A 207-nucleotide genomic window follows, 5' to 3' on the forward strand; every position below is an offset into this window, starting at 1 on the left:
CATAGGGAAAGGCGCTGCGGGTGTACACTTCTAAGGCGGCTTGGGTGCAGCGAATGGCCTCCTCGATATTGTCGGCTTGCTCTCCCCGGATGCGGTTATTGTAGGCAATCGCCAAGTTATTTTGAGTCGTTGCCCACTCATAGGGAAAGGCGCTGCGGGTGTACACTTCTAAGGCGGCTTGGGTGCAGCGAATGGCCTCCTCGATAT

1 protein-coding gene is annotated in these 207 nt (G+C 56.0%); it reads right to left on the bottom strand.

The genetic code is table 11. The features are described 5' to 3' along the window. The coding region (locus LKK83_RS17915; RefSeq protein ID WP_442957329.1) for a tetratricopeptide repeat protein at positions 1–205 on the bottom strand (205 nt) is incomplete at its 3' end. Positions 206–207: the final 2 nt, after the last annotated feature.

It is taken from the genome of Phormidium sp. CCY1219 (genome assembly GCF_035615515.1).
Lineage (GTDB): Bacteria > Cyanobacteriota > Cyanobacteriia > Cyanobacteriales > Laspinemataceae > CCY1219.